Raw genomic sequence first — 23609 nt, forward strand, 5'->3', positions numbered from 1 at the left:
AAAATTCATAACTAAAACACCTCATAAACCCCTGCAGCACCTTGTCCGGTCCCTACGCACATAGTTACCATTGCGTATTTGTTGTTCAGGTTTCGTTTGCGCATTTCATCAAAGATCTGAACCGATAATTTTGCTCCCGTACAACCCAATGGATGTCCCATTGAAATGGCTCCACCGTTTACGTTTACCAGATCCTGATTTAATCCTAATTCACGAATGACGGCTAGCGACTGTGAAGCAAAGGCTTCGTTTAGTTCGATCAATGAAATATCATCTTGTTTTAATCCGGCTTGTTTTATTGCCTTCGGAATAGCTTTTACCGGACCGATTCCCATTATTCTTGGTTCGACACCAACAGCGGTGTAGCTTACCATTCTGGCGATTGGTTCTAGATTTAGTTCTTTAACCATTTCTTCGCTCATTACCATCACGAAAGCTGCACCATCACTCATTTGTGAAGAGTTTCCGGCAGTTACGCTTCCGCCTTCAGCAAATACAGGGCGCAGTTTATTTAGCACTGATTCAGAAGTATCTTTACGCGGACCTTCATCTTTATTCACCGTATAACTTTTGGTTTTCTTTTTTCCGTCAGCATCCACATAAGTTTGGTCGATCGTGATCGGGACGATTTGATCTTGAAAACGATCCTCTGCCTGCGCTTTTATTGCCTTTTGATGTGAATTGTAAGCAAATTCATCCTGATCTTCACGAGAGACTTTATATTGATTGGCAACCGCTTCCGCAGTTAACCCCATTCCCCAGTAATAATCTTCGTGACCTTCCTTAGCTAATTTATAGTCTGGTACCGGTTTATAACCACCCATTGGGATGTAGCTCATACTTTCTGCACCACCGGCGATGATACAATCTGCCATTCCACTTTGGATTTTTGCTGAAGCGATAGCAATAGTTTCCAATCCAGAAGCGCAATAGCGATTCACCGTCATCCCCGGTACGTCTTCGGTCTTTAATCCCATTAAGGAAATTAAACGTCCAACGTTCAAGCCTTGCTCAGCTTCTGGCATTGCATTACCAACGATCACATCGTCGATACGTGTTTTGTCGAATTCCGGAAGTTTATCCATCATATATTCGATGGTTTCCGCTGCCAGTTCATCTGGTCTTTTAAATCTGAACACACCTCGAGGCGCTTTCCCCACGGCGGTTCTATATGCTTTTACTATATATGCAGTCTTATTCATTTGTTTTGAATTTTAAATTTTGAATGTTGAATTTCGAATAATTTAAAATTCAACATTCATCATTCAACATTTTAGTTCCTAAGCGGTTTCCCCTTCTGTAACATATGCTGAAGGCGTTCTAATGTTTTTCGTTCTCCGCAAAGGCTTAAAAAAGCTTCACGTTCCAGGTCTAATAAGTATTGCTCGCTAACGTAAGACGCTTCAGAAAGATCTCCACCGGCCATTACGTAAGCCAGTTTGTTAGCGATTTTCTTATCGTGATCGCTAATGTATTTTCCGGCATTCATCTGGTCGGTTCCTACGTAAAAAGCACCTAAAGCCTGTTTTCCAAGAACTTTAATGTCTTTTCTCATAATAGGCTTTGTGTATCCATTATCTGCCATTAACATTGCGTGTTTTTTTGCAATAGCTAATTGATTATCACGATTCACCACTACGATATCTTTTCCTTTCTGAAGAATATTGGTATCGTAAGCTTCGTAAGCAGAAGTAGATACTTTTGCCATCCCTATTGTTAGGAAGTTTTCACGTAAACGATTCAGTTCTACATCATCTTTTTGGTAAGTATCAGCTGCTCTTAATGTCAATTCTTTAGAACCACCACCGCCAGGAATTACCCCAACGCCAAATTCAACTAAACCAATATAAGTTTCAGCGTGTGCCACCACCTTATCGGCGTGAAGTGAAAGTTCGCAACCACCACCAAGCGCCATATTATGTGGTGCGGCAATTGTTGGAATAGAGGAGTAGCGCATACGCATCATTGTATCCTGGAAATATTTGATCGCCATATTTAGCTCGTCGTATTCTTGCTCGACCGCCATCATAAAGATCATCCCGATATTTGCGCCTACAGAGAAGTTTTTTCCGTCGTTAGACACTACGAGTCCGCGGTATTCTTTTTCAGCAAGATCGATCGCTTTATTAATTCCGTCGAGAACATCACCACCAATTGAATTCATCTTACTGCGGAATTCCAGATTCAAAATACCATCGCCTAAATCTTCAACCACAACTCCGCTGTTTTGGAATACAGCCTTAGATTCACGAATATTGTCTAAAATGATATAGGAATCTTGTCCCGGAACTTTTACGTGTTCTTTCTTCGGAATCTCATAATAATAAGTATTTCCTTCTTTTACTGAATAAAATGAAGTGATACCGGCATTTACCATTTCTGAAACCCAAGCTGCAGGCTCGTAACCTTCAGCTTTCATCATTTCGATTCCTTTTTCTACACCAATAGCATCCCAGACCTGAAAAGGTCCGTGTTCCCATCCAAAACCGGCTTGCATCGCATCGTCGATTTTGTAAAGCTCATCGGTGATTTCAGGAATTCTGTTTGACGCATAAGCGAAAAGTGCCGAGAAGTTTTTGCGATAAAATTTACCGGCTTTTCCTTCATCTTTAATAAGCACCTTATAACGATCGCTAAGTTTATCGATAGTTTTGGTTTGTTCTAAAACTCCGAATTTCGCGCTTTTTCGATCACGGAATTCCATTTTATCAAGATCTAAAGATTTGATCTCGCTAGAACCGTCTTCTTTTTTTTCTTTTTTATAAAAACCTTGTCCGGTTTTGCTTCCCAACCATTTATTATCCATCATTGTTTGGATAAAATCTGGAAGTTTAAAAAGCTCGTGAGCTTCATCTTCGGGAACGTTTTCGTACAAGCCGTTAGCAACGTGCACCAGAGTATCTAAACCAACCACATCGACGGTACGGAAGGTAGCCGACTTTTGACGACCAATCACCGGACCGGTAAGTTTATCGACTTCTTCAATAGTCATATCCATATCTTTTACCATATGGAACAAACTCATTATACTGAAGATCCCAACGCGATTTCCAATAAAAGCCGGTGTATCTTTCGCGATAACCGATTTTTTACCCAGAAATTTTTTTCCGTAGTCATTCAGGAAATTCAATACTTCATCTGAAGTATCTGGTCCCGGAATAATTTCGAATAGGCGTAAATATCTTGGAGGATTGAAAAAGTGCGTTCCGCAGAAATGCTTCTGGAAATCTTCACTTCTTCCTTCGTTCATAAATTTAATAGGAATCCCGGAAGTATTCGAAGTAATTAAGGTTCCCGGTTTTCTATGTTTTTCAAGTTTTTCGAAAACCTGTTTTTTAATATCAAGTCTTTCTACTACCACTTCGATAATCCAATCTGCTTCAGAAACTTTAGTGATATCATCTTCTAAATTTCCGGTGCTTATGCGCTTGGCAAAATCTTTATGGTAAATAGGAGAGGGCTTCGATTTTAAAGAATTTTGCAATGAATCGTTAACGATACGATTGCGCACTTCTTTATCTTCTAAAGTAAGCCCCTTTTTTTGTTCTTTTTCATTGAGTTCTCTTGGAACGATATCGAGCAGTAATACCTCGACGCCAATATTGGCGAAGTGGCAGGCAATACCGCTACCCATAATTCCTGAACCTACAACAGCAACTTTATTGATTGTTCGCTTCATTATTTTAGGTCTGGTTTTAGAATTGCTACAATGCCCTGTAGCATTGAAGCCTGATTATTCATTATTTAAGTCTATTTCTTGTTTATATATTTTCTTATTCGCTATAAGCTCTGTAATGGTATTAGCAACTTCAATAAAGGTTTTTAGATCTTCTTCACTCACATTTTCTTTTACGGCATCATCAAATCTTAGTACAACACCTTTAGAGAAATTACGCATTTCCAGTCCATATTTTGTGAGGTAGATAAGGACACTACGGCCATCTTCTGGGTTTCTTTTACGAACAATTAAGCCTTTATCTTCCATTGCTTTTAAAATTCTACTTAGGCTGGTAGCTTCCATACCCATTTTTGGTCCTAAGGATGTAGATGGAGTTCCTTTTTCGGGGTCTATACTTAGCAGAGCAAAACCTGTCGCCATTGTACTGCCAGCTTTACCAGCCTCTTCGTTGTACATTTTGGAAACAGCCATCCAGGTAGCCCTTAAAACATAGTCTATTGTTTTTTCTTTCATATTAAACCCTTTTGATAGGGAACTTTCGATTCAGCTATTGTTTTTAAGCCTTTAAATATTTAAAACCAAGTCTTCCAAATGTAATAAAATTATATTATGCATGCATAATAAATAAACGTAAAATTTGTTAATATTATATTATTTAAGCTATAATTTTAAGACAAAACAAAAAACTCCCCGTAGTTGAGGAGTTTTATGCAATAAATTTAAGTTTATTCTGAATTATTTATGTTCGTATATCAAATTATAAAGTTCGATATACTTTTCCTTTACATTTCGTCTTTTCACTTTCATGGTAGGAGTAAGGTGACCACCTTCTACCGTCCATGCTTCGGGGGTTAATTTAAATGTTTTTACTTTTTCCCAATTTCCAAAACTCTTATTATAAAATTCGATGTCTTGCTGTATGCGATCTTGTACCAATTGATTATTAGCAATCTCTTTTTCAGATTTATCTCCAAGATCGATATTCTTGCGTAGTGCCCATTCTTTTACAAACTCGAAATTAGGCTGGATTAAAGCAGCGGGCATTTTTTCTCCTTCACCAACAACCATGATCTGCTCTATAAATTGAGATTGTTTCATGGTGTTTTCTAAAATCTGTGGAGCTACGTATTTACCACCTGAAGTTTTAAACATTTCTTTTTTCCTGTCGGTGATTTTTAAGAAACCATCTGCATCGATCTCACCAATATCTCCGGTATGGAAATAATGATCTTCTGTAATGGCTAATTTTGTCTTTTCTTCATCCTTATAATAACCCATCATTACATTGGGTCCTTTAGCCAAAATTTCACCATCTTCTGCAATTTTAACTTCACAGTTTTTAATAGGTTTTCCTACCGTTCCAATTCTGAAATTATGATCACGTTCATCATTAACGGCAATTACCGGAGATGTTTCTGTAAGTCCGTACCCTTCCATAACTGGGATCCCTGCCGCGGCAAAAACTCTGGCAAGTCGCGGTTGTAAAGCGGCACTACCGGAAACAATTAACTCAATATTTCCGCCTAAACCTTCTTTCCATTTAGAAAAAACGATCTTTCTGGCTAAACCTAATTTAAATTCATACCATGATCCATTAGCTCCGTATGGTTCATATTGGTGTCCTAATCCTAAAGACCAATTAAATAAAGCTGTCTTAATCCCACCAGCTGAAGATCCTTTTGCTACGATCTTATCGTAAACCTTCTCAAGTAATCTAGGTACTGCTGTAATCACATTTGGTTTAACCTCTTTCAGGTTTTCACTTAGCATATCTATAGATTCAGCAAAATAGATCGATACTGCATAGTATTGATACAAATACAAAATCATTCGTTCAAAAACATGGCAGATTGGTAAGAAGCTTAATGCCGTATAAGTTCCAAAATCGAAAGGAACACGAGGAGCACTTCCCATTACATTGCTCACAATATTTTCGTGAGAAAGCATTACACCTTTAGGTCTTCCTGTAGTTCCAGAAGTATAAATTAAGGTAGCCAGATCTTTAGAAGTTACGGCATCCATACGTTGCTGCACTTCGTCCTGGTTGCTAAGATCTTCACCAAGATCCATTACTTCTTTCCAGTTCTTACAACCTTCAATATCATCAAAGCTATATACTTCTTTAAGCTGTGTATTTGCCTTTATCGCATTTACTTTGTCCAGCACTTCTTTATCTGAAACAAAACAGTAGATCGATTCACTATGATTTATAACGTATTCGTACTCCTGTTCAGAAATGGTTGGATACACAGGAACGTTTTGAGCTCCAGTTTGTAAAACTCCAATATCAAGAATGTTCCACTCGTTTCTATTGTTTGAGGAAATAACAGCGATCTTATCATTTGGCTGAATTCCTAATCTTAAAAGACCTCGACTAATTTTATTGGCCTGATCCAAATATTCGTTTGTAGATAATTTTTCCCATTTGCCATTTTTCTTAGTAGCAAGGGAAGTTTTCAGCGGAAAGTTTTTCTGCTGATAATATGGAAAATCAAAAAGACGTTTTATCTCGTTCATCTATGTAAACATTAGCATACCTTGCAAAATAGCAAAATAGCGGAGTATTTCAAATGAAATTAATAAAAAAGAAACTAAAAATAAGGGTTAAATTATATAATTTTTAATTTTAGTTAATTTATATTGGTGTTCAACGACAATTTATATTAATAAATTATAAAATCAGTTAAATTCGATTTAAAAGACTGCTATTTTTTCTTTGCGATTGGTTAGTTGACTAGATTGCTTAAAAAAACGATGAATACCAACCAATTTTTAAGTTTATTTATTTTTAGTCTTTTATTTATTTCCTGCGGAAGCCAGGTTAAGACTACTAGCAGTAAAGACAAAGATCTAAACAATTATCAAACCTACGCTTATTTACCCAATTCAGGATTTAATACAGCTAAGATGGAAAACGACCAGAACATCAACAAAATTGTTCTGGAAACCGTTAATATGAATATGGAAAATGCAGGATATTCTTTAGATACAGAGCAACCAGATCTACTGGTTCTAATTAATTCGACCACAAATATTGAAGAAAATCAAAAAACTGAAGCTGAATATGCTTCATACCCTTATGATCCCGGTGTAACGGCCGTAAGTCCGCTTTACAGTAACTATTTTTATTCAGGTTTTGCCAATTTTGGACCAATAACCGGATATGACGTAAATACTTATCAGTATCAAGAAGGAGCTGTAGATATTAATCTTGTGGACGGTAAAACCAAAGAATTGGTTTGGAGTGGCCAAACTTCAGGAGCGATAGTGAACGCGGCTAATCTTGAAGCGCAGGAGGAATTGATCAATCAAATTTTTAGTGAATTTCCGGCATTTCAGGAAAATTCAAAAAAATAGAAATCAATATTCGATAAAATTGGGGCTGATTTTTTCAGCCCTTTTTTTATTATAAATCATTGAAATTCAATCGAAAATGTACCATTTTATTCATAATAACATTTGTAAATTACTGATTTTCAGTGTTTAAATGTTTATTGTAGCCCAAAAATTTATCTAGAATTTAATTTTTAGTCGTTTTACTTTAATTTTATCCAGACTTTATATGTTTCTGATTAAAATTCTACAAAAATAACTGATTTTCAATGTTTTAAATGTTTTTTGCTGCTTTTAAACCTACATTTATTAGGCCTCATATCATCTTCTTTTTGTAACCAATTAAAATCCATATAGATATGAGAAATCTCAGCATTACTTTTGCCATTATTTTTAGTTTTTTATGTTTTTCGCTGCAAGCGCAAGAAGAATCTGAGGAAATGAAACCTAAGAAATTGGATAATCCCGAATGGTATTAAGTTTCCAAAATCAAGTTTAAAAGCGGCCATTATAACCGGGCTAAAGAAATCTTGAATGATTATTATTTTAAAACGTCTAAGGCATATGGTGGACAATTGCCTAAAATGATCTTAAGATCATTTACTGGCTCTTACGATATGATGATCGTTTGGGAAATGAAAAAAGGATTAACCGAATTTGAATGGGAAACCAGTCCGGATGATATAGCGTTTTATACTGAACTCATTAAGCTTACCGGAAGCAAGGAAGAAGCAGATAAAATTATTAAAGAATTTTAGGAGTTAGTGACTACTTCAGATGGGCAACTAGCGCTCAATTTCAAACTTGAATAATATGAATAAAAAAAGGAGCTGAAAACCAGCTCCTTTTTTATTCAAATAATCTTAGATTATTTATTTTCTAACCATTTTTTTGCGTTTTCAAAAGCGCTAAGCCATGGTGTTACTTTATCATCTTTGCGATCTTCTGGATAATACGCCCAATTCCATGAGAACGTAGAACGCTCTAAGTGTGGCATCATTACCAGGTGACGACCAGAATCGTCAGTTAAGATCGCCGTATTAAAGTCAGATCCATTTGGGTTCGCCGGATATCCTTCAAATCCATATTTTCCAACAATATTGTATTTTTCTTCAGCATAAGGGAAGCTAAATTTACCTTCACCGTGCGCTGCCCAGATTCCTAATTTGCTACCCGCAAGATCACTAAGCATAACAGAATTATTTTCAGCGATTTCTACGGAAGTAAAATTACACTCAAATTTATGCGAATCGTTATGAAGCATTTTAGGTTTTTCTTCATGAGTAGGATTAATTAAACCTAACTCAATAAATAACTGGCAACCATTACAAACACCAAGCGATAACGTATCATCTCTTTTGAAGAAATTATCTAATGCCGTTTTTGCTTTTTCGTTGTAAAGGAAGGCACCAGCCCAACCTTTTGCACTTCCTAAAACATCTGAATTAGAGAAACCACCAACAGCTGCGATAAACTGAATATCTTCTAAAGTTTCACGGCCACTTATTAAATCTGTCATGTGTACATCTTTTACATCAAAACCGGCAAGGTGCATGGCACGAGCCATTTCACGTTCAGAATTCGATCCTTTTTCACGAATGATCGCCGCCTTAATTTTAGGCTTATTTTGGTCGATTTCAGGAAGCTTTCCTGTAAAATTAGCTGGGAATTTATAAGAAAGAGGCTGATTTTTATAGTTCTCGTAACGCTCTGCCGCTTTTTCTTTTCCGCTCTGTTTCTGGTCTAATAAGAAAGACGATTTGTACCAAACATCACGTAATTCAGCAATATCAAGATTTAGCGTTTCTTCATTATTTTTAATGGTCAAAGTAGCTGTTTCAGAAACTTCACCAATTTTGAAAAATTCAATTCCGTTATCAGCTAAAACTTTTTCCGCAGTATCATCAGTCGCCTGGAAAACAACAGAACTATTTTCGTTGAATAATAATTTTACAAGATCGCTTTCTCCTAATGCTGAAAGATCGATGTTCGCGCCAAGATTTTGATCTGCAAAACACATTTCTAAGAGGGTAGTTATCAATCCACCTGAAGCCACATCGTGACCGGCAGCGATCATATCATTTTTTATTAATCCTTGAAGATTATAAAAAGCATCTGCGAATTTTTTATCGTTTTTTATTGTAGGAACTTCATCACCAATCTTATTAAGAATCTGGGCGAAAGAAGAACCACCTAATTTTAACGAATCTTGGGATAAGTTAATATAATAAATAGCACCAGCATTTTTCTGTAAAACCGGTTCTACGATCTTAGAAACATCGTCACAATGTCCGGCAGCCGAGATGATCACCGTCCCCGGAGAAAGTACATCGCCATCTTTATATTTTTGTTTCATCGAAAGCGAATCTTTACCGGTAGGAACGTTAATTCCAAGGCTAATCGCAAAATCTGAAACTCCCTGTACCGCCTCATAAAGTCTGGCGTCTTCACCTTCGTTATTACAAGGCCACATCCAGTTTGCAGATAATGAAACCGATTTTAGACCTTTTTCTAGTGGAGCCCAAACAATATTGGTAAGCGCTTCAGCAATAGAATTTTTAGAACCAGCAACTGGATCTACCAATGCCGAGATAGGAGAGTGGCCAATAGAAGTAGCTACACCATCTTTTCCTTTATAATCCAGCGCCATTACTCCAACATTGTTTAGAGGTAATTGCAATGGTCCTGCAGTTTGTTGTTTTGCAACACGTCCAGAAACACAGCGATCCACTTTATTAGTTAACCAGTCTTTACAGGCAACAGCTTCCAATTGTAAAACCTGTTTTAAGTATTCCTGAATATTATTTGAAGAGTATACCAGTTTATCGTAATCTCTGGCAACTGTTCTATCGTTCATTATGGTTTTTGGAGAGCTTCCGAACATATCTGAAAGATCCAGATCCATTGGTTTTTTACCACTTTTAGAACCTTCAAAAGTAAAACGATTAGAATCGGTTACGTCTCCAACATCATACATTGGTGAACGTTCTCTATCGGCAACACGTCTAAGTGTTTCAATGTCTTTCTCACCAATTACCAATCCCATACGTTCCTGGGATTCGTTACCAATAATTTCTTTTGAAGAAAGTGTTGGATCTCCAACCGGGAGTTTATCAAGATCGATAGTTCCACCGGTTTCCTCCACTAATTCACTTAAACAGTTTAAGTGCCCACCTGCACCATGATCGTGGATAGAAACGATAGGATTTTCTTCCGCTTCTACCATTCCTCGTACCGCATTGGCAGCACGTTTTTGCATTTCTGGGTTAGAACGTTGTATCGCGTTTAATTCGATACCACTGCTAAATTCTCCAGTATCTGCTGAAGAAACGGCAGCTCCACCCATCCCGATTCTATAATTTTCACCGCCAAGAATAACGATTTTGTCACCTTTTTGCGGAATATCTTTTTTCGCCTGGCATGCTTTCCCGTAACCAACACCACCGGCCTGCATAATTACTTTATCGTAACCCAATCTTCTACCATGCTCTTCATGCTCAAAGGTAAGTACAGAACCTGCAATTAGTGGTTGCCCAAATTTATTTCCAAAATCAGAGGCTCCATTAGATGCTTTTATCAAAATATCCATTGGAGTTTGGTATAACCATTCACGCTCGTTCATCGCTTTCTCCCATGGGCGATCTTCAGCTAAACGACTATAAGAAGTCATATAAACCGCAGTTCCTGCTAAAGGAAGTGAACCTTTACCACCAGCAAGACGGTCTCTAATCTCACCACCACTACCAGTTGCAGCACCGTTAAAAGGCTCTACAGTAGTTGGGAAATTGTGTGTTTCTGCTTTTAGAGAGATTACAGAATCATAATCTGTATTTTGGTAATAATCTGGCTTATCTGCAGATTTTGGAGCAAATTGCTCTAATTTTGGTCCTTTTACAAAGGCCACATTATCTTTATAAGCCGATACAATATCGTTAGGATTTTCTTCGGAAGTTTTTCTAATCATTTTAAAAAGAGAAGAAGGTTTTTCTTCACCATCGATCACAAAAGTTCCATTGAAAATTTTATGTCTACAATGCTCAGAATTCACCTGAGAGAAACCAAAAACTTCCGAATCGGTTAATTTTCGGCCTATTTTTTCAGCTAATCCCTGTAAATAAGCAACTTCTTCAGCATTTAAAGCTAAACCTTCTTTTTGGTTGTAAGCTTCAATATCCTCGATTTCCTTAATGGCTTCCGGCTCAATGTCAATTTTGAAAATATCCTGATTTAATTCAGAATATTTCTGCGAAAGCATAGGGTCAAAATCCTTAAAATTTTCATCAATTTTATAGAATTCCTCGATTCTAATAATACCTTCGATACCCATATTTTGGGTGATCTCTACCGCATTTGTACTCCACGGGGTAATCATTGCAGCACGTGGCCCAACAAAAAAATCTGCCAAAGCAGATTCGTTATATTTTTGCGCGCCCCCAAAAAGCCAGTTTAATTTAGAAATATCTTCAGCCAAAAGCTGTGTGTGCGTTTGCACGGCATAAACCTTGTTGGTTTTAGTTCCGAAGAATAGGATCATCCTAAAGAAGTTTTGTGTTGTTGTTGAAAGCGCAAATTTACTTTTTTAAAATGAATATTGAAACTTATTATAAGAAAGCTAAAAAGGCTTTTTAAGATAAGCTAGATCAAGTTGAAATTAAACTACAAATAGAATGTAGTCTATGCGGAATCATAGTAAATAAAAAAGCTCCTGAAAAGGAGCTTTTTTATTTAGAAAACTTAGATTTAGTAAGTTCCTATATTTTCTACCGTATTTTGATCGAAGGATTCCCATTCTTCACTATTGTAAGTTGGGGTAGGAGCAGTAACCGAAGATTTTCTTCTTAAAGTTACATCTTTTGCAAAATCGTCTCCACCGGCAGTTCCAATCATGTCGATTAAAACTCCGTCTTTAAATAAACCAACAGGATCGTTACCATTAAAATCTACTGGAGCTCCGCCTTGAGAAATATCGGCCTCGTCAAGTAATTTTTGTAGATCAGACTGTGAATTAATAATTACCAAAACATCTCCGGCGTCTAAAGTTCCAGATAATGCTAGTTCATTACTCCACTCGCCATTTCCGTTTATTTGCTTTTGGATACTATATCCAGAAAGGTCTGCAGTTTCTTCAGAAATATTTAAAATCTCGATGGCTTTATTATTTCCGCTTCCTTCAACATATTCAGAGAAAAGTAAAACAGCATTTTCACTTCCTTCATTGTCCTCTTCCTCTTCAGTGTCATCCTCTTCGTTATCTTCTTCATTGTCCTCAGAATTATCTATATATTCTTCAGTAATTGGTCCGCTGTAATCTGCAGTCCAGGTATTCACAGCATCATCTTCTCCTCCCCAAAGAAGTGTGGCTAAATAAGGATTATCAATAAAAGGATTACGATTTCCCTGCGCAGTCTCGATAACATTGTTTTTTTGTACTTCTAGAACAGATACAGGATCTTCAGCATTCCATTCTAAAAATAGGTCAAGATTACCTACATTATCAAAATCCTGGTCGTAGCGAATATGCATGTACATAACAATTCGAGCAATATCACCTCTCCAGTTATCTCCAGGATACCAACCGCCATTTGTAGAAGTGAACTCACCTTCACCCGCTACAAAAGAATCGTTTTGGCGATCTGAATTAATACTAATATCAGCAGGGTAGAAGTTATGAAGATCTGATTCTCCTAGTTCTACAGTGATCTTAGATCTTGGGTAAATATGCTCTGTATTAAAAGTTTGGTTCGCGTTAGGATTGTTTCCAGACTGGTATTGGTTTTTCGCTCTACTTTCGCCAGAATACACCAGGATCACATTTTCTGGATTGTCTGGATCTTCTGTAGCATCGTAAAGATAATCGTGACGCTCATAATACTCCAGGAAAGTGGTATGCTTATTTGATGTAAGTGCAATTAAAGCTCTTTCTAGCGAATCTACTGTAACGTTAAATCCTATTTCACTATAATAATCGGCTACATCTTCTGGAATTGTGAAATTAGGGTTTAAAACATCGGCATTATCTTCACCTTCTTCTGGTGTTTCTTCCGGGTTTTCTGGTGTTTCTGTTTCCTCATTTGGATCTGTAATTATATCATCATCTTCACTGCAGGCAGCAAGAAAAATGAAAAGAAAACAAAATAGAAATGTGTTCAGTTTAGATGTCATTATAAATTTGATTTGTGGGTTTTATTTTAAAAACAACTTTTACATATAATTTATTAAAACGTAAAAATTGAACGCCTTAAAGAATTATTATTGAAAAATAATTTCTAAGTGGAGCGCGAATGTAATTTTTCTGCAGAGTTCTTAGTTTAAGAAATCGTTACGCCTTCTCTTGTTTTTCAACATTAAGGCAAAACAAATGATAGCCCGTTGAAATACAGGGAATAAAAAAGTGACTGAAATTTACCGAAAATCGACTTTTATGACGTTTTTTCTAAAAGGGCCATATAAAATCCGTCGTAACCAGTTTCTGAAGAAAGAATTTTTTGATCTTCAACTAATTTGAAATCTTTACCTTCTTCTGAAGCTAAAAAGTCTTTTACCTGTAATTGATTTTCAGAAGGTAAAATAGAGCAGGTAGCGTAAACCATTTTACCACCTTTTTTAACGATTTTGGAGTACTGGCGAATAATTTCCTGCTGTGTTTTTCTAATTCGGTCTAAAAACTCAGGTTCCAATTTCCATTTCGCATCTGGATTTCGGCTTAAAACTCCTAGTCCGCTACAAGGCGCATCGATCAAGACTTTATCAGCTTTACCGTAAAGTTTTTTGATCACTTTATTGTTATCGATCACACGAGTTTCGATGTTATGAGCACCGGCACGTTTAGCACGACGTTTTAATTCTTTTAATTTATTTCCGTAGATATCTAAAGCGATTACCTGTCCTTTATTTTCCATTAAGGCGGCAAGATGTAATGACTTTCCACCGGCGCCAGCACAAGTATCTACCACGCGATCACCAGGTTGCACGCCAAGAAAATCGGCTACAAGTTGCGAAGAAGCATCCTGAACTTCAAATAATCCATTTTGGAAACTCTCGGTTTTAAAAATATTAGCACGCTCTACAAGCTGTAATGCATCTGGATAATCTTTAAGATTTATGGTTTCAAAACCTTCGTCTGCTAGTTTCTGTTTAAGCGTTAAGACATCGGTCTTTAATCTATTTGCACGAATTATTACAGGAGCCTGTTTGTTCAGTGCTCCAATTTCTTTTTCCCAAGTTTCTTCACCAAGTTCGGCAACACCAAGTTCGTCTAACCAATCTGGAACAGATTCTCTAAACTTTCTAATTTTACTAAGCGCGTCAAAGCGTCCTTTGATTCGGCGGGTAGGAGTATCTTCAATTTGTTTCCAATCTGGAAGTTCGATACCACGCAAAGTTGCCCAAACGGCAAATAATCTAAACGCATTCTCTCTGGAAAAAGGCTCTTTAACTTCAGCAATTTCAGCATAAAGACGTTTCCATCTTACAATGTCATAGGTGGTTTCAGCAATAAAACTACGATCGCGAGCTCCCCAACGTTTATCACGTTTTAAGGTTTTCTCGATCACTTTATCGGCATATTGCCCTTCATTAAAAATTTCTAAAAGGGCATCGACTGTTGCAAAAACTAAATTTCTATGTAAACGCATTGCTAAAATTTAAGGGGACAAAGGTAATCTTTTTTATTGCTGAAACATTTATATTTGAAGGAAATCCATCAAAAACCAATTAAATGAAAAAAGTCTGGATCATGGCCTTGCTGGCTTTTGCGGCCTGTAAAAATGATACAAAATCTACTGAAGAATCTTCTAACGAAGAAAAACAGATTAGTGCTCATCGAACTTTTGAAAAAGTTGAAATAGAATCTATTTTAGAAAATGACTCTTTAAGCATTCGAGCTATTGAAGTGATAGGCAATAATCTTGCCTTTGCCGCTAATCACGGTACGTATGGTCTATACAATTCGGCTGCTGGAACCTGGAAGTTATCTCAGCAAAAATATGATAGTTTAACGCCTGAATTTAGAGCAATAGGCAGCACAGCAAACGATTTTTTTATGCTAAGTGTAGCCAATCCTGCTTTGTTGTATAAAACCGGAGATGATGGTAAAATGAAGCTGGTTTATAAAGAAGAAAATGAAAAAGTTTTTTATGACGCTATAGCTTTTTGGAACGATAAAGAAGGAATCGCCATGGGAGATCCTACTGATGATTGTTTATCTATAATTATTACAAGAGACGGCGGAAACAGCTGGGAAAAAATTAACTGCTCAAAATTACCAAAAGCGGCTGAAGGTGAAGCTGCGTTTGCAGCCAGTAACTCTAATATAGCCATAGAAGATGATCATGTTTGGATCTTAAGTGGCGGAATGAAATCCAGAGTTTTCCATTCGGCTGATAAAGGAGAGAATTGGGAAGTTGTAGAAACACCTTTAGTACAGGGAAAACCAACTTTAGGTGGTTACAGCATGGATTTTTATGATGCCGAAAACGGAATTATTATAGGAGGAAATTATGAAGATCCTGAAGGGAATACAGGCAATAAAGCGATTACAAAAGATGGCGGTAAAACATGGAATCTAATTGCGGACGGGCAGGAGCCAAATTATAAAAGTAGTGTGCGTTATGTGCCTAGCGGAAGTGGAGAAGAAATTGTAGCGGCAGGATTTACCGGAATTTCTTATACAAAAGATGCTGGTAAAACCTGGGAGAAATTAAGTGATGAAGGTTTTTTTACACTTCGCTTCTTAAATGATTCCACCGCTTATGCTGCAGGTTCTAAACGTATTGCAAAACTTCATTTTAAGTAAACAATTTCGGGGCAAGCCCACGAGGCATTCAATAGAAACAATTTTTTAATTTCGAGGCAAGCTTCAGAGTATTATACCCGTTGGCGGTACCAATAAAATTAAGCTTCAAAATAACGAATCTTAGTATTTAGTTTTGAAGGTTTTTACAGAAATAAAATAAGTTATAAAAAAGAATTCCGGAGGACAACTTAATGCCAACCGGAATTCTTACTACTAACTAACCAAAAAACTAAAAGTTCTATACTTTTAAATTATTCTTCTTCATTATTTTTTTGACGCTCTTTTTGTTGGCGAGCGCGATATTCTCTAATCAATTTCCTGTGAAAATCTTCTTCTAATTGATGTAATTTAATAATCTCAGGAGCAGAAAGAATGGTTTTTAAATCTGCAAAATACTGTTTTTTAAGCTCGTAATCTTCTTTTTCAATCTCTACAAACTCTTTAAGTAGATCATTTGCTTTACTTTCAGAAATGCATTCGATATCATTTATGTCTCTATGCTCTCTACGATAAAGTTCACGACGATTTTCTTCGTATTTATCGTAAATGGGCCAGAATTTTTGAGCTACTTTATTACTAAGGTTAAGTTCCTGAGTAATAAAAGCGATTTTTAAAGATTTTATACGTTCTCTTTCTTTATCATCCTGCGCCTGCGCTGTTGAAAAGCCTAAAATCAATAAAAGTACTAATACAATCTTTTTCATAGCAATTATTCTAAAATATAAGAAGGATCTTCAACATTCTCATCTATATATTCAAACATAGCTTCATTACTCATTGTAGCGAAATCTGATTCCTCTACAATGTAACCATCTTCGATGATCATATTAGAAAATTCTGTATCAGAAAGATCAATATAACCCTGATCTATGTAATACTCTATTGCAGAAAGTTCTACATCATCCCAATTAGCAGTTTGTTTATTCCCCAATGTGAAAATTGTGGTATACAAACCAACAAAAATAGCAGCTACCGCAGCGGCATAGAATAAAGTTTTTCTGAAGTTGCCTTTTATTACTTTTGGTTGATTTACGGGTTGCTGTGTTTCTACTTTTTTAACCAGTAGATCTTCAAGACCATCAAAGTAAGCATCAGGAACTTTAAAACCAGTTTTAGCAGGTAATGCTTTTTCTTCTAACTGCTTTTCTTCATTAAAAACCTTATCAAATAAGTTATCCTCCAGATTATCGAAATATCCGGAAGGCACTTTAAAGCCAGAGGCGCCATGATATGGTAATTTCTCTTCCTTCATTTGAATATTTGACTTGTATAAATTAAAAAGGTTTAATTTGTTTTTAAAAATTCTTCAATTTTTTTTACAGCAATATGATAAGATGCTTTTAAAGCGCCCTCACTGGTTTCTAAAATATCAGCAATTTCGCGATATTTTAATTCTTCAAAATACTTCATATTAAAAACCTGCTGCTGCTTTTGCGGCAAACTGGCAATTGCTTTTTGAAGTTTAAGCTGAATTTCTGATCCTTCAAAGTAAACATCACTTTCAAGATTGTTAATAATTGCATCCTGAAGATCGTCTGAGGAAATTTGTAAACGCTTCGATTTTTTATTCAGAAATGTAATCGATTCGTTGGTTGCAATACGATACATCCAGGAAAATAGTTTACTATCTCCTTTAAATTGATCGATATTCCTGAAAATTTTAATGAAGGTATTTTGCAAAACATCGTGAGCATCGTCATGATCTTTTACAATATTTCTTATATGCCAATACAATCGCTCCTTGTATTGCGATACAAGTTCCCTGAAAGCTTGCTGTGAAGTTTTACTATCCTTTAGTTGTTGTACAAGTAAATTTTCGGTCTTTTCCAAGGGAAAAAATTTAGATTACTATCCCTTTAAGATGGTTTGGCTAAAATATAGAAAACTTTGAAGCTGAGTAATTATTGTGTTATAAATTTATTGCCGAGTAAATTCTTACAAAATTTAGATTTGAATTAGATAAAAAGCATAAAATGCTGTTAAAAAGTAGTTTTAATTTGCCTTTTAAGTCTTATGGTCTAATTTTGAATAACTTAAATAGGAAATAAAGATCTTTTTTGCCCACAATCAAAGATTAAAAAATGAATGCTTTACCTGCATTCATTTTTTTATGCAAAATTTTATCGAATTTTAGTAATTATCTATGCGAAAGATTGCATTGCTACAAGTTTTTGGTAGGTTCCATTTTTGGCCAATAATTCTTCATGTTTTCCCTGTTCTACAATTTCGCCATGTTGCATCACGATAATATTATCGGCATTTTGGATAGTGCTTAATCTATGCGCGATAACGATCGAAGTTCGATTTCGCATCATATTTTCTAAGGCTTGTTGTACTAATTTTTCACTTTGAGTATCTAGTGCTGAAGTCGCTTCGTCCAGGATCATAATTGGCGGATTTTTAAGTACCGCTCTTGCAATCGATAGACGTTGTTTTTGTCCGCCACTTAATTTGTTTCCAGAATCACCAATATTAGTATCTAAGCCTTGTGGCATTTGAGAAATAAACTCCCAGGCATTGGCAATTTTTAGTGCCGCAATAATTTCTTCTTCTGTAGCGTCGTCCTTCCCCAAAGCAATATTATTACGAATGCTATCATTAAATAAAATAGAATCCTGGGTAACAAGCCCCATTAAATTCCGTAAAGATTGCTTTGAAATTTCACGAATATCAACACCATCAATTTTTATACTTCCATCGTTAACATCGTAAAAACGAGTAATTAAGTTGGCAATGGTAGATTTTCCACTTCCAGACTGTCCTACTAGTGCAATTGTTTGCCCTTTAGGAACATTCATGCTAAAATTCTTTAAAACAAGCTCTTTTTCATACTTAAAATCGATGTTTTTAACCTCAATTTTTGCATCAAAATTTTCTTTTTGAATAGCATTAGGAGCATCTTTTAAAGTAGTTTCGGTTTCGATGATTTCTAAAATACGTTCAGAACTTGCATTTCCTCGTTGTACGCTATAAGTTGCTTTTGAAATTGCTTTTGCCGGAGTAAGAATGTTATAGGTTAATACTAAAAAGCCTATAAAAGTAGCGGCATCCATGGTTTCATCGATCAAGACCATATTTCCACCAAACCAAAGCACGATCGTAATAACCAAAACTCCTAAAAATTCACTCATAGGAGAAGCAAGGTTTTGGCGATGCAGTAAGGCATTTAAAATATTGTTTAATCGGCTGGTACTTTCTTTAAACTTACTTTTGAATTTATCTTCAGCATTAAAACCTTTAACGATCTTAAGGCTGGAAAGTGTTTCTTCAACAATAGATAAAAAGTGGGCGTTTTCCTGTTGAGCGCTAGTAGATTTTGCCTTTAATTTCTTACCTATTGAAGAAATTATCAATCCTGAAATCGGTAAAAATATAAGAACAAAAATTGTTAGTTTCCAGCTAAGGACGATCATAAAAATCAAGGTGAATAGTAATGTTAGTGGTTCTTTTACGAACATTTCTAACATACTTAAAAACGAAGATTGTATTTCCTGCACATCACTGGTAATTCTTGAAATGATATCACCCTTACGCTTTTCAGAAAAATAAGAGACAGGAAGCTCTGTAATTTTAGAATATATCTTATCTCGAATATCTTTAAGCATTCCATTTCTTAAAGTTGCGATAAAATACATCGCCAGATAATTAAACATGTTCTTGATAAAAAACAGGATAACTATCACAATACAGATAGTAATAAGGGCAGAGATCTGCCCATATTCTTCTATCCGTTGATTTAAAAAAAAGTTCGCATACTGCTCAGCAAAATCTTTAAAACTCAGTAAATCACCATCCCAAACAGGTTTGGAGGTAATTGGTTCGTTTACCTGAAATAGCACCTGTAGCATTGGGATAAACGCCAAAAAGGATAAGGTGCTAAAAAGGGCGTAAAAAACATTGCTAATAATATTCAATATTGCGTAGCGTTTATAAGGCTTCGCAAACTGAAGAACTTTTTTTAAGTAACTCATATAATAACTAAGACCTTAGCCTAATTGCAATTCAGCTTTAATTCGGCTAATCTTTTCTTTTAATTCTTTATTCTTTTCTTCAAAATCACTTACGCTTTCTAAAGAAGTATTTACACTGAAGTAGAATTTGATCTTTGGCTCAGTTCCACTTGGGCGAGCTGCGATCTTGGTTCCATCTTCAGTATAATAAATTAGTACGTTAGACTTTGGAATAGTGATTTCACTTTCGGTATGGTCGTTTTGGTTTTTAGCGATAGAAGATTGATAATCTTCAACTAAAACCACTTTCTCACCATCAATGGTTTCCCATGGTTTTTCTCTAAGATCGATAAGCATTTGTTTGATCTCCTGCTCACCTTCGATTCCTTTTTTAACCAAAGAAATTAATTCTTCCTTATATAAACCGTAAGTGGTATAAAGTTCTAATAATTTTTCGTAGAACGAGCTTCCCTGAGCTTTTAAGAATGCTGAAATTTCGCAAGCTAATAGGGTAGAGGTTACGGCATCTTTATCGCGAACAAAGTCGCCCACCATATAACCAAAACTTTCTTCACCACCACCAATAAAATCTAATTCTGGATGATCTTTAATTAACTTGGCGATCCATTTAAATCCAGTTAAAACCTCTTTGTATTCAACTCCGTAAGCTTCAGAAAGGTTTTTAAGCATTGGTGTAGAAACGATGGTAGAAGCAATAAACTCGTTACCATCCATCTTATCAGCTTTTTTCCATTGCTCTAAAAGGAACCAGGTCATTACGATCATGGTTTGATTTCCATTTAAAAGCTCAAGCTTATTTTCGCTATTTCTAACCGCAATTCCTAAACGGTCACAATCTGGATCTGTACCAATTACAATATCAGCTCCTTTTTCTTCAGCAATATCCAAAGCCATTTTTAGAGCTTCTGGCTCTTCTGGGTTAGGAGATTTTACTGTAGGGAAATTACCATCTGGTTCGCGTTGCTCTTCAACAATAGTTACATTGCTGAAACCTGCTTTTTCCAGTACCGGCGGAACCATAGTGATAGAAGTACCGTGAAGTGAAGTGAAAACAATTGCAAGGTCTGCTTTTGCTTCTGCTGAAGTATCAAAACTTCCGTTTGCTACTGAGGCATCGATAAATTTTTCGTCAACTTCTTTATCGATTTTATGAATAAGATCGGCTTTCGCATCAAAGCTAATTGCCTCATATTCTAATCCATTAATCTCTTCAACCAAAGCTTTATCCTGTGGTGGTACTAATTGCCCCCCATCCTGCCAGTACACTTTATATCCATTATATTCTGGTGGATTATGACTCGCTGTTAAAACAATTCCGCAGTGACAATCAAGATCTTTTACGGCAAAAGAAAGCTCTGGAGTAGGTCTTAGATCTGAAAATAAGAAAACTTCAATATCATTAGCTGAAAAAACATCTGCAACAACCTGAGCCAGTTCTTTACTATTATTTCTACAATCGTAAGCAATCGCAACTTTTAGCGCTTCATCAGAAAATTCTCTTTTAAGGAAATTAGAAAGTCCTTGTGTATTTTTTCCTAACGTGTATTTGTTGATTCGGTTAGTACCAACACCCATCACTCCGCGCATTCCACCTGTACCAAACTCTGCATTTTTGTAAAAACTATCCTCTAATTCTGCAGGATTGTTTTCTATAAGATTATTAATCTCTTGCTTCGTTTCTTCATCAAAAACATCGGTAAGCCAGGTTTGGGCTTTCGCTAAAATTTCAGGTTTAGGTTGTGACATAATTTTGGTTTTAGTTTTAGTAGTTCACACAAAATAGAGTTCAAAAATAATATTTTCTATCTTGAAACTTAATAATTCTCTGTTGTTTTAGTAATAAGATAACGTTCTTTATCTCGCTTGCTTCTTAATATTAATTCGCCAACAAATCCTGCCAGGAAAAGTTGAGAACCTATAATCATCACGGTTAGTGCAATATAAAACCAGGGATTTAGTGCAACAAGGATATTAGGTTCGTTATTATACATTTTATAAAGTTTGGAAAATCCTACATATCCAGCGGTAAAAAATCCAATGACAAACATCAAGACGCCCAAAGATCCAAATAAATGCATTGGTCTGCGGCCAAATTTAGATAAAAACCAAATGGTTAAAAGATCCAGAAAGCCAAAAATAAAACGTTCGGGACCAAATTTGGTTTTACCATATTTTCTAGCCTGATGTTTTACTTCTTTTTCGGCAATTTTATAAAAGCCTGCATTTTTTGCCAAAACCGGGATGTAGCGATGCATTTCTCCGTAAACATCGATGTTTTTTATAACCGCTTTGTTGTAAGCTTTTAGTCCGCAATTAAAATCATGCAATTTTAATCCTGAAGTTTTTCTTGCCGCAGCATTAAATAATTTTGAAGGTAGATTTTTAGCTAAAACCGAGTCATATCTTTTCTTTTTCCAGCCAGAAACTAATTGATACTCTTCTTCAGAAATCATTTTATAAAGTTCTGGAATTTCATCTGGATTATCCTGTAGATCGGCATCCATGGTGATCACTACATCACCTTCAGCTTTTAAAAATCCGGCATGTAAAGCCTGAGATTTGCCATAATTACGATTAAATTTTATGCCTTTAACCGCTTTGTCTTTATCGGCAATTGCAGCGATAGTTTTCCAGGAATTATCTGTACTGCCATCGTCTATAAAGATGATCTCATAAGAAAAGGAATTGGATCGCATTACTTTTGCGATCCAATTGTATAATTCTGCTAAAGATTGCTCTTCGTTAAGAAGAGGTATTACTACGGAAATCTGCATTAAATTTTATTTTCTAATAAGCCTGAGGATCTTTTTTTCTGAAAATCAATGCCAGAATAAGACCAATTACCGCCCAAAAAGCCAACTGATATATATATGATTTAAGCTGGTTTAATAATGAAAATTGATTATTTGACATTACTTCCTGAACCGCTTCGTTAATATCTGCTTCAGGAACACCAAATCCACTCATCATATTTCTAGTCATTTCAGCAGTATATTCCATAACTACTTGTGCTGCCTCAGGATCTACAAAATTAAAGATAATTATTGTTGTAATTGTACTAATAAGCATTCCAATTGCAATTGGAATAAAAGCGGCGATAAATGCATCTTTAAAAGAAAAAGCGGGATTGGCTATTACTTTTCTTGTTTTGATTTCGGCAGCAACTAGAAATGCAATTATGATGATGAAATTAAGAACACCTAGCCACCATTTAGTAAATAATTCTAAATTGAATACATAAGCGAGTACAGTTACTAAACTTAGAAATATACCAATGTAAATTCCGAAAGGAGCGGCAACCGATTTAACTGAAGTAGAGTTTTCCATTTTTTTGATTAATTTTGTTGTTTATCGGTTAGTAAGCAAATATAGTAAAACGTTACATAGGGAATAAATAAAAAATATTTTTTAATTTTTATTGTATTAATAAAGAAAATGTTTAAATTTGCAGCCTGAAAATTAAAAGATCAAAGCGATGAAGCAAGGAATCCATCCGGAAAATTATAGATTGGTAGCATTTAAAGATATGTCTAACGACGATGTATTCATTACAAAATCTACCGCAAAGACAAGAGAAACTATCGAGGTAGAAGGTACTGAGTATCCATTAATCAAATTGGAGATTTCTAGAACTTCTCATCCTTACTACACAGGACAGACTAAATTAGTTGATAGTGCTGGTAGAATTGATAAATTCAAGAACAAATACGCTAAATTCAAAAAGAACAAATAATTCTATTTGGATTCAACGATATATTAAGGCTGCAATTTGCAGCCTTTTTTTATTGCAAATAATTCATCTTGAAATTGTTATGTTTTATAATCTGATTTA

General features: G+C 35.6%; 18 protein-coding genes. 4 read left to right on the top strand and 14 right to left on the bottom strand.

Going from position 1 to position 23609, the window contains the following annotated elements; all coding sequences use genetic code 11:
- Positions 1-11: 11 nt before the first annotated feature.
- The 4 genes from IIF7_RS10315 to IIF7_RS10330 all read right to left on the bottom strand — a co-directional run bounded on the left by IIF7_RS10315 (position 12) and on the right by IIF7_RS10330 (position 6196).
- Entirely contained in the window at positions 12-1202 is a 1191-nt protein-coding gene (locus tag IIF7_RS10315; protein WP_084841604.1) for an acetyl-CoA C-acyltransferase, read from the bottom strand.
- Positions 1203-1273: 71 nt separating this feature from the next.
- Positions 1274-3679: a 3-hydroxyacyl-CoA dehydrogenase/enoyl-CoA hydratase family protein gene (locus IIF7_RS10320; protein ID WP_084841605.1), complete on the bottom strand. Its 2406-nt coding sequence runs from the start codon at positions 3677-3679 to the stop codon at positions 1274-1276.
- 54 nt (positions 3680-3733) lie between these two features.
- On the bottom strand, positions 3734-4192 hold the full coding sequence (locus IIF7_RS10325) for a MarR family winged helix-turn-helix transcriptional regulator (protein WP_084841606.1): 459 nt from the start codon (positions 4190-4192) through the stop codon (positions 3734-3736).
- Between the two features lie 222 nt (positions 4193-4414).
- A complete protein-coding gene (locus IIF7_RS10330) occupies positions 4415-6196 on the bottom strand; it encodes an AMP-dependent synthetase/ligase (protein ID WP_084841607.1) in 1782 nt (593 codons plus the stop codon).
- A 237-nt stretch (positions 6197-6433) separates the two neighbouring features.
- On the opposite strand from IIF7_RS10330, the gene IIF7_RS10335 reads away from it, so the two are divergent.
- Together IIF7_RS10335 and IIF7_RS20835 are read left to right on the top strand one after the other, a co-directional pair.
- Positions 6434-7036: a DUF4136 domain-containing protein gene (locus tag IIF7_RS10335; RefSeq protein ID WP_084841608.1), complete on the top strand. Its 603-nt coding sequence runs from the start codon at positions 6434-6436 to the stop codon at positions 7034-7036.
- Between the two features lie 560 nt (positions 7037-7596).
- Positions 7597-7770, top strand: a complete 174-nt coding sequence (locus tag IIF7_RS20835; RefSeq protein ID WP_176218933.1) for a hypothetical protein — start codon at positions 7597-7599, stop codon at positions 7768-7770.
- Between the two features lie 110 nt (positions 7771-7880).
- On the opposite strand, the gene purL is transcribed toward IIF7_RS20835, so the two are convergent.
- From purL to IIF7_RS10355, 3 genes are all read right to left on the bottom strand, one after another.
- Positions 7881-11546 (bottom strand): phosphoribosylformylglycinamidine synthase, encoded by a 3666-nt coding sequence (gene purL, locus IIF7_RS10345; protein ID WP_084841610.1) that lies wholly within the window; start codon positions 11544-11546, stop codon positions 7881-7883.
- A 206-nt stretch (positions 11547-11752) separates the two neighbouring features.
- Entirely contained in the window at positions 11753-13174 is a 1422-nt protein-coding gene (locus IIF7_RS10350) for an endonuclease (RefSeq protein ID WP_084841611.1), read from the bottom strand.
- 257 nt (positions 13175-13431) lie between these two features.
- Positions 13432-14646 carry an RsmB/NOP family class I SAM-dependent RNA methyltransferase gene (locus IIF7_RS10355; RefSeq protein ID WP_084841612.1) on the bottom strand — a complete coding sequence of 405 codons (1215 nt, stop codon included), beginning with the start codon at positions 14644-14646 and terminating at the stop codon, positions 13432-13434.
- A gap of 83 nt (positions 14647-14729) precedes the next feature.
- Between IIF7_RS10355 and IIF7_RS10360 the strand changes: the two genes are divergently transcribed.
- Positions 14730-15806: a WD40/YVTN/BNR-like repeat-containing protein gene (locus IIF7_RS10360; protein ID WP_084841613.1), complete on the top strand. Its 1077-nt coding sequence runs from the start codon at positions 14730-14732 to the stop codon at positions 15804-15806.
- A 251-nt stretch (positions 15807-16057) separates the two neighbouring features.
- On the opposite strand, the gene IIF7_RS10365 is transcribed toward IIF7_RS10360, so the two are convergent.
- The 7 genes from IIF7_RS10365 to IIF7_RS10395 all read right to left on the bottom strand — a co-directional run bounded on the left by IIF7_RS10365 (position 16058) and on the right by IIF7_RS10395 (position 23104).
- On the bottom strand, positions 16058-16510 hold the full coding sequence (locus IIF7_RS10365; RefSeq protein WP_084841614.1) for a hypothetical protein: 453 nt from the start codon (positions 16508-16510) through the stop codon (positions 16058-16060).
- A gap of 5 nt (positions 16511-16515) precedes the next feature.
- A complete protein-coding gene (locus tag IIF7_RS10370) occupies positions 16516-17058 on the bottom strand; it encodes a hypothetical protein (protein ID WP_084841615.1) in 543 nt (180 codons plus the stop codon).
- A 32-nt stretch (positions 17059-17090) separates the two neighbouring features.
- Entirely contained in the window at positions 17091-17636 is a 546-nt protein-coding gene (locus IIF7_RS10375) for an RNA polymerase sigma factor (RefSeq protein WP_084841616.1), read from the bottom strand.
- 311 nt (positions 17637-17947) lie between these two features.
- The gene (locus tag IIF7_RS10380) at positions 17948-19777 is read right to left on the bottom strand and encodes an ABC transporter ATP-binding protein (protein WP_084841617.1); all 1830 of its coding nucleotides are present in this window, start codon (positions 19775-19777) and stop codon (positions 17948-17950) included.
- A gap of 15 nt (positions 19778-19792) precedes the next feature.
- Positions 19793-21523: a phospho-sugar mutase gene (locus IIF7_RS10385; RefSeq protein WP_084841618.1), complete on the bottom strand. Its 1731-nt coding sequence runs from the start codon at positions 21521-21523 to the stop codon at positions 19793-19795.
- A gap of 68 nt (positions 21524-21591) precedes the next feature.
- Positions 21592-22551, bottom strand: a complete 960-nt coding sequence (locus IIF7_RS10390) for a glycosyltransferase family 2 protein (protein WP_084841619.1) — start codon at positions 22549-22551, stop codon at positions 21592-21594.
- 13 nt (positions 22552-22564) lie between these two features.
- Positions 22565-23104: a DUF4199 domain-containing protein gene (locus IIF7_RS10395; RefSeq protein ID WP_084841620.1), complete on the bottom strand. Its 540-nt coding sequence runs from the start codon at positions 23102-23104 to the stop codon at positions 22565-22567.
- Positions 23105-23252: 148 nt separating this feature from the next.
- Between IIF7_RS10395 and IIF7_RS10400 the strand changes: the two genes are divergently transcribed.
- Complete coding sequence (locus IIF7_RS10400) at positions 23253-23510, top strand: type B 50S ribosomal protein L31 (protein WP_084841621.1); 258 nt, start codon at positions 23253-23255, stop codon at positions 23508-23510.
- Positions 23511-23609 lie beyond the last annotated feature (99 nt).

This window comes from Zunongwangia atlantica 22II14-10F7, assembly GCF_002094855.1.
GTDB lineage: Bacteria > Bacteroidota > Bacteroidia > Flavobacteriales > Flavobacteriaceae > Zunongwangia > Zunongwangia atlantica.